This is a genomic window from Mycobacteriales bacterium (assembly GCA_035550055.1).
GTDB lineage: Bacteria > Actinomycetota > Actinomycetes > JAFAQI01 > JAFAQI01 > DASZTV01.
On record DASZRO010000041.1, the window covers coordinates 1 to 6,617 of the forward strand.

Annotated in this window: 9 protein-coding genes and 1 riboswitch; all 9 genes read right to left on the bottom strand. The window is 70.5% G+C overall.

All coding sequences use genetic code 11. The features are described from left to right. A partial coding sequence (locus VG899_06775; GenBank protein ID HWA66055.1) for a bifunctional adenosylcobinamide kinase/adenosylcobinamide-phosphate guanylyltransferase occupies window positions 1-184 on the bottom strand: 184 nt, incomplete at its 3' end. Continuing rightward, complete coding sequence (locus tag VG899_06780; GenBank protein HWA66056.1) at window positions 178-849, bottom strand: adenosylcobinamide amidohydrolase; 672 nt, start codon at window positions 847-849, stop codon at window positions 178-180. The genes VG899_06780 and VG899_06775, both read right to left, overlap by 7 nt. After that, complete coding sequence (gene cobO, locus VG899_06785; GenBank protein ID HWA66057.1) at window positions 849-1,388, bottom strand: cob(I)yrinic acid a,c-diamide adenosyltransferase; 540 nt, start codon at window positions 1,386-1,388, stop codon at window positions 849-851. Before cobO ends, VG899_06780 begins: the two co-directional genes overlap by 1 nt. Beyond that, window positions 1,385-2,179 (bottom strand): ABC transporter ATP-binding protein, encoded by a 795-nt coding sequence (locus tag VG899_06790; GenBank protein HWA66058.1) that lies wholly within the window; start codon window positions 2,177-2,179, stop codon window positions 1,385-1,387. The genes cobO and VG899_06790 overlap by 4 nt, the downstream gene beginning before the upstream one ends. Next, on the bottom strand, window positions 2,176-3,210 hold the full coding sequence (locus VG899_06795; GenBank protein ID HWA66059.1) for an iron ABC transporter permease: 1,035 nt from the start codon (window positions 3,208-3,210) through the stop codon (window positions 2,176-2,178). The genes VG899_06790 and VG899_06795 overlap by 4 nt, the downstream gene beginning before the upstream one ends. 73 nt (window positions 3,211-3,283) lie before the next feature. Next, the gene (locus VG899_06800) at window positions 3,284-4,237 is read right to left on the bottom strand and encodes an ABC transporter substrate-binding protein (protein ID HWA66060.1); all 954 of its coding nucleotides are present in this window, start codon (window positions 4,235-4,237) and stop codon (window positions 3,284-3,286) included. A 78-nt stretch (window positions 4,238-4,315) separates the two neighbouring features. Beyond that, window positions 4,316-4,453, bottom strand: a riboswitch (cobalamin riboswitch). A 30-nt stretch (window positions 4,454-4,483) separates the two neighbouring features. Beyond that, window positions 4,484-5,416, bottom strand: a complete 933-nt coding sequence (locus tag VG899_06805; protein ID HWA66061.1) for a cutinase family protein — start codon at window positions 5,414-5,416, stop codon at window positions 4,484-4,486. A gap of 146 nt (window positions 5,417-5,562) precedes the next feature. Next, window positions 5,563-5,991 (bottom strand): hypothetical protein, encoded by a 429-nt coding sequence (locus tag VG899_06810; protein HWA66062.1) that lies wholly within the window; start codon window positions 5,989-5,991, stop codon window positions 5,563-5,565. A gap of 14 nt (window positions 5,992-6,005) precedes the next feature. Then, window positions 6,006-6,617 (bottom strand): GDSL-type esterase/lipase family protein (locus VG899_06815; protein HWA66063.1); only part of this gene is annotated, 612 nt, incomplete at its 5' end.

The following is a 6,617-nucleotide window of genomic DNA, read 5'->3' on the forward strand; positions in this document are numbered from 1 at the left end:
CGACGGTGGTCCACGTCGACGGCCGCCTCGCCTGGTGGCGGTCGATCCGGGCGGTCAGCTCCGCGTCGGCGTCGTCAGTCAGCAGCGTGGCGACGTACGTCACCGTCCCCGGCAGCCGCGCGGCCAGCGATTCGGCGACACCGGACTTCCCGGAACGGGTGCCGCCGAGGACGAGGATCAGCATTGCCGCGTCGTTCGCTCACGCTCGTCCCGCAGCCCGGCGACGATCGCGTCGTACGCCGCACACGCGACGCGGGCGCCCCACAGTGACCGCGGGCCGCCGTACGGGTGCGCCACGCCTTCGACTGGGCACAGCACCGTCACGGCGTCGGACGGGGTCCCGGTGCCTGCCACCGAGAAGTCGGCAAACGCCTGGCACTTCGCCTCGGTGACGGTCGCGACGAGGTTGACCAGACCGGCGGGTACGACGGGCTCCGGCAGGGCGACGACGACGTTGACCGTGCCCGGCGCCGGCGCGGCGTCCCGCATCCGGGTCGACTCGGCGCTCGGGTCCGCGGCCCAGGTCGGATCGCTCACGCCGACCGTGGCGGTGACCTCAGCGCCTTCGAACCTCGCGCGGTGGTGGCTGCGCACATTGACGGCGGTGAGCATGACGGTGCCGGATCCGGTCAGGCCGAGCGCGGCGGCGATCTCGGTACCGTGCGCGCCGATGTCGGCGCGGTGATAGCCCTTCGGGACCTGCGCGTTGATCACCCAGGCGGCGTCGACGAAGCCGCCGCCGATCGCCGCCGTCGACACGCAGCGCATCGGCGTGAGAAGCCGCCAGACCAGCGTCGACAGCTCGACGCCGTCCTCGGTGCGCGTGACCAGCTCTGGCGGCAGCCGCATCAGTACTCGATGCCCTTGCGCGCCCCGATGCCCTGGTCCAACGCGTGCTTCACCTTCGCCATCTCGGTGACGGTGTCGGCGATCTCGACGAGCTCAGGAGCGGCGTCGCGCCCGGTAATGACCACGTTGGTGCGGGCGTGCCGGCCCGTCACGGCGGTCACGACGTCGTCGACCGGCACCCACCCGTAGGTGATCGTGTAGGTGAGCTCGTCGAGGATCACCAGGTCGTAGTTGCCGCTGCTGAGCTTGTCCTTCGCGACCGCCCACGCATGGCGGTTCTTCGCGGCCGACTCGTCGAGGTCGGTCGACTCCCAGGTGAAACCGTCGCCGAGGGTGTGCCACTCGACACCGAGGTGATCCGCGAGCTTGCGCTCCCCGGTGTTCCACTTGCCGCCTTTGACGAACTGCACCACGACGACGCTCCAGCCGCGCGCCCACGCCCGGCCCACGACGCCGAACGCGGCCGAGGACTTGCCCTTGCCGTGGCCGGTGTTGACGATCACCCGGGTGATCGATCGGTCGGTGACCTTCTCGCTCATATCCCCTCCACGGAACGCGACATCGAACCCCAGCGACGGGACGTGACGACCAGGTGGCCGTCGTCGTCGACGACGCGCACGTCCGCGTCGTAGACCTCCGCCAGCACGTCGTCGCGCAGCACGTCGGTCGCCGGCCCGACCGCGACGAGCCTGCCGTGGTGCAGCAGCGCGAGCTGGTCGGCGAACTGCCCGGCGAGGGTCAGGTCGTGGACGACGGTGACGACGGTCAGCCCGCGCTCGACCCGCAGCTCGTCGACGAGCTCCATCGCATCGATGCGGCGGCCGAGATCCAGCGCGCTCGTCGGTTCGTCGAGCAACAGGACCGGTGCCTGCTGAGCGAGGGCTCGGGCGATCACGAGCCGCTGACGTTCGCCGCCCGATAGCGTGCCGAGCCGCCGTTCGGGATAGCTGCCGAGTCCCAACCGGGTCAGGATGCTGCGGCAGAGGTCGCGGTCGGCGGGCGAGGGCGCCTGAAGCAGCCCGAGGTGCGGCGTACGCCCGAGCAGGACGTAGTCCGCGACGGTCATGTCGACCGGAAACATCGGCTGCTGCGGCACGTACGCGACCAGCCGGGCGAGCTCACGGCGTCGCAGTCGCTGCGTGTCCGCGCCCGCGACTCGCACCGAACCGGAGAACGCGAGCAGCCGCGCCAGCGCGCGCAGGGTCGTCGTCTTCCCGGCGCCGTTCGGGCCCACCAGGCCGAGCCAGCCCTCCTTCGGTACGACGAGGCTCACGTCCTCGACGAGGACCTTGCCGGTCAGCTCGACTCGCAGTCGCTCGACCTCGATCACGACAGCGCCGACCGTGCTCTGCGCGACCGCAGGACGAACAGGAAGAACGGCGCGCCCGCAATCGCCGTGACGACTCCGAGCGGGATCTCACTCGGCGCCTGCACGGTCCGGGCGACGACGTCGGCGAGGATCAGGAACGCCGCCCCGGCGACCATCGACACCGGCAGCAGGATGCGGTAGCTCGAGCTGGTCGTCAGCCGGACCGCGTGCGGGACGATGATCCCGACGAAACCGATGAGACCGCTGACGGCAACCGCCGCGCCGGTGCCCAGGGTGGCGGTCGCGATCAGCGCGAGGCGCAGCTTGCCGGGATCGATCCCGAGGGTGCTGGCCTCCTCTTCGCCAACCCGCAACACGTCGAGTCGCGACGCCAGTGCGATCAGCAGCACAGCCGCGACGGCGGCGTACGGCGCGACGGTGCGCACGTCCGACCACGACGCGAGGGTGAGCTGTCCGAGCAGCCAGCCGTAGACGGTCTGGATGGTGGTCAGGTGCTGCTGGAGCAGGTAGGTCTGCACCGCGGTGAGCAGCGCTGCGACCGCGACACCGGCCAGGATGATCGAGGTGTTGCCGACGCCCACCGAGCCGGGGCCGGTGTCCCAACGGGTGGTGCTGCCCAGCGCGTAGGTGAGCACCACCGCGACGGACGCGCCGGCGAACGCCGCGACGGGCAGCAGCGCACCCGAACCGCCTGAGACGATCACGATTGTGGCGCCGAGCCCGCCGCCGGCGGCGACGCCGAGCAGGTACGGGTCGGCGAGCGGGTTGCGGAAGACGCCCTGGTAGGTCGCGCCGCCGCCGGAGAGCATCGCGCCGACGATCGCGGCCAGCACGACCCGTGGCGCGCGGATCTGCCACATGATCGCGCCGTCGACCGGGTCGACGTGGCCGTGAGGGACGAGCGGCAGGTGCTCGGCGATCCCGTTCCAGACCGTCGACAGCGAAAGCGATGTCGGACCGAGGGAGACGCCGACCGCCGCGGAGACCACCAACAGAACGATCGCGACGCCGAGCGCCCGCGGCAGACTCACCGAGCGGAGGTCGGCGTCGGCCGTCCGGTCGGTTGCCTTGGGCGAGCGCTCGGCGCCCCGAAGCTGCGTCACGTCACCGGCTTCCCGCGCTCACCGCGTCCGCGACCGTCTTCAGCAGCACCACGATCCGGGGTCCCCAGCGCGACGCGATGTCGTCGTTGAGGTCCACCACGTCGCCGTTCTTCACGGCGCTGATCTGTGTCCAGCCGGGTCGCTTCGCGACCTTCGCCGAGTTCTGCTGGCAGCAGATGGTGTCGGCCAGGAAGATGAAGTCCGGGTCGGCCTTGACGATGAACTCCGACGACAGCTGCGGGTAGCCGCCGCTTCTTGCCGCGCCGCTCGCCGAGTCGGCGATGCTGTGCAGACCGATCAGCTTCAGCAGCTGGCCGACGAACGTGTCCGAGGTGATGCTGTAGAAGTCCGGCGACAGCTCGTAATAGTACGTCAGCGGGGTCGAGCTCGGCTGCACCGACGCGACGACCTTCTGCAGCTGAGCCTTGATCTGTGCCGACTCCGTCGCCGCTTGCGTGACGTGACCGGTCGCTTGGCCGAGCTCGGCCATCTCGGTGTAGACGTCGTCGATCTTCGTCGCGGCGGGCAGCACCAGCACCGGGATCGACAGCGCCTTCATCCGTGTTGACAGGTCGTCCGAGCTGTCGGCGACGATCACCAGATCCGGTTGGAGAGCGGCGAGTGACTCGACGTTGAGCTGGATCTCGGACAGGTTCGTCTTCGGCGTACCGGCCGGGTAGTCGGAGTACTTGTCGACCGCCTTGACCTGGTCGCCGGCGCCGATCGCGTAGAGGTCCTCGGTCGCGGTCGGCGACAGCGACACGATCGAGGTCGGCTTGGACCGGATCGTGACGGGACCGTCGCCGGTCTGGATGGTCACCGGGAACGCCGAAGGCGTGGTCGCGGCCGACACCGTCGTACCGGGCGACGACGAGCCGCCACCACAGGCGACGGTGAGAGCGAGGCCGGCGACGACGCCGGCCGTGGACAGAGCTCGATGAGCTTTGATGGTCATCCTCCGTGGGTCGGGAGGACGAAGTGCGCCCGCCGCGACACGAAGGGAGTGTCGAAGCGAACCGCCCTTCCTCCGAGGGACAGTCGCTCGACGCAAGTCAGGTGGTCGGTCTCGTCCCCGAAGGGCATCACCGTTGCGGGACAGCGCCGGATTCACACCGGCTTCCCCGACTGACGCCATCCCGGCGTCGTGGACGCCTGGATGGGCGAACTCTATGCCGGCGCACGTCGCGTCGGCAACGCGCGGTCAGCCGTCGGATGAGATCGCGGCGATGGCCTGATCGGCGACCCACGTCGCGGCGGGCGCGAGCGCGGGGTCGTCGGCGTAGCTCGTGTGTACGGCGGCGCCTGCCTTCTCACTCGACGGCGCGGGGTAGAGCCGGTGTGCGTTGAAGTCGCAGACGATGTCGCCCGCGTTGCAGATGTTCGCGGTGGTGGCGGGGCGCAGCACGTCCTTGCCGTTGTTCTCCTTCAGCCAGGTGCGCACCCCCTCGCCGCCGCTCGTCGCCGTACCGAACTGCTTCGCCTTCGTGTTCGGGATGCGGTCGCCGTCGGCCAGCAGGATCGTGCCGACGATCCGGGCCGCGACTGCGGGGAATTTGTTGGCGAGCCGCCACTCGGTCTGGTGCGTGACCATCGCGCCTTGCGAGTAGCCGGCGAACATCAGGTAGCTGTGCGGGCAGAAGTAGCTGACCATGCGCGCGTCTTTGACGGCGGTCGTGACGCCGGCCTTGATGCTGGCGAGGTACGGCGTGACGTTGTGGTCGTAGTACCAGGAGATGGCGCCGGACTCGTTGCCCGACGTGATCATCGACTCGAGCTTCGCGGTCTCCGCGGCCGACGGGATGAAGTCGTTGACCGAGTCCGCGCGGTAGCTGTCAGCGACGGTCTGCGTCGTGAGGCTCGCGGTCGCGAGAGTGCTCGTCACGGTTGTGGCGAGGGCGGACACCTCGGCGCCGAGGCCGTCGCTGCCGCCCGCCTCACCCGATCCGCGCGCACCGATGACGTACACCTTCGCGCACGTCGATGCCGCCGTGGCGGCACTGCCGGTCGAGCTCGGGGCTGCCGCAGCGGCGGCGCCGGTAGCCGCAAGCGTCCCGGCCAGCGCCACGGGCACAGCGAACCGCACCGCGCATGGCGCGAACCGCACCGCGCGCAGCGTCCACCTCACCCCGCTCACGCTTCCTCAACGATCAACGGGCGCCCGAGCAACGTCCCCCGTCGTACCCGAAGTAGCACACAGAGCGGTGCCCGAACCGGACATCCGGGGGCGTATCGGGGCACCGACGGGGACGTTGTGTGCTACTTCGGGGAAGGGGCGGGGCGTCAGGGGCAGGCCAGATCGCCGTGGACCGTCACCGACTTCTCGGTCACGAGGGTGTCGGTGAGGACCAGGCCGTCGGTGTCGAAGGTCTTGCCGTGGATCTTGATCCTGGTCCCGGGCTTGGTCGAGAAGATCCCGCCCTTCGGGCCCTTGAAGTTGAGCTCGGTCCTGGACACGCTGCCGAGGTAGCCGCTCGAGTCGTCGCCGTCGATGGACGCCTGCACCGAGCCGACGTGGCCCTTGGTGCACAGGTTCATCGTCAGGACTCCGTTGAAGTCGCCGTCGAAGCTCGCCGAGCCGGGCGGCAGAGTCGCGGCGCTCGCCGTGGCGGTCGGTGAGTGGGTCGCCGCCGGGGTGGTGCCGCCGCTGCACCCGGCGAGGACCAGCGGGCTGACAACGAGTACGCCGAGCGTGGCGGTGCGCAACCTCATGCGGTGATTGTTGCCTAGCCCGCCCGCCGCAGCCCTTCCAGCACCGGCCGGGCGAAGGTGTGGCCGCGGCGTACCAGGTAACCCGTCCCGTGGCGCATCAGCCACCACGCCTGTCGCGCGTTGGGCGCGCGTTCCGGTGGCGGCGCCACCGCGAGGTGTGGTGCGGGCAGCGCGCCGAGCAGGTCGGCAGCTGCCGCCGCGATCGCGACGTGGCCGTAGCCGCTGGGATGTACCCGGTCCGGCGACCACGCGCAGCGCAGCTGCAGATCGGGTACGCCGGCGAGGTCGAGCAGCCGGACCTGAGGGGTGGCGGCGGCAGTCGCCGCGATCACGTCGTTGGCGATCGCGAGCCGGCTGGCGACAAGGCGGCGTACCCGGCTGGGCACCCAGAGGAAGCGCGACGGGTCGGGCAAGGTGGCGACCATGACGTGGTCGGCACGCCACCGGATCCCTTCGGTGATCGCGGTCATCTCCTCCGCCAGCCGGGACGAGTCGAAGCTGCCGCGGCAGACGTCGTTCAGCCCGATCAGCACACCGCCGAGCGTGCAACGCGGCACCTGCGGCAGCTGCTTGTCGCGCACGTCGCGCATCGTCGCTCCGGCGACGGCGAGGCAGACCGGCTCGAG

What these genes read in the sequence shown, in the direction of transcription:
- VG899_06780 (HWA66056.1), bottom strand. Translation starts at nt 849, where the DNA reads ATGCGGCTGCCGCCAGAGCTGGTCACGCGCACCGAGGACGGCGTCGAG.
- cobO (HWA66057.1), bottom strand. Translation starts at nt 1,388, where the DNA reads ATGAGCGAGAAGGTCACCGACCGATCGATCACCCGGGTGATCGTCAAC.
- VG899_06800 (HWA66060.1), bottom strand. Translation starts at nt 4,237, where the DNA reads ATGACCATCAAAGCTCATCGAGCTCTGTCCACGGCCGGCGTCGTCGCC.
- VG899_06810 (HWA66062.1), bottom strand. Translation starts at nt 5,991, where the DNA reads ATGAGGTTGCGCACCGCCACGCTCGGCGTACTCGTTGTCAGCCCGCTG.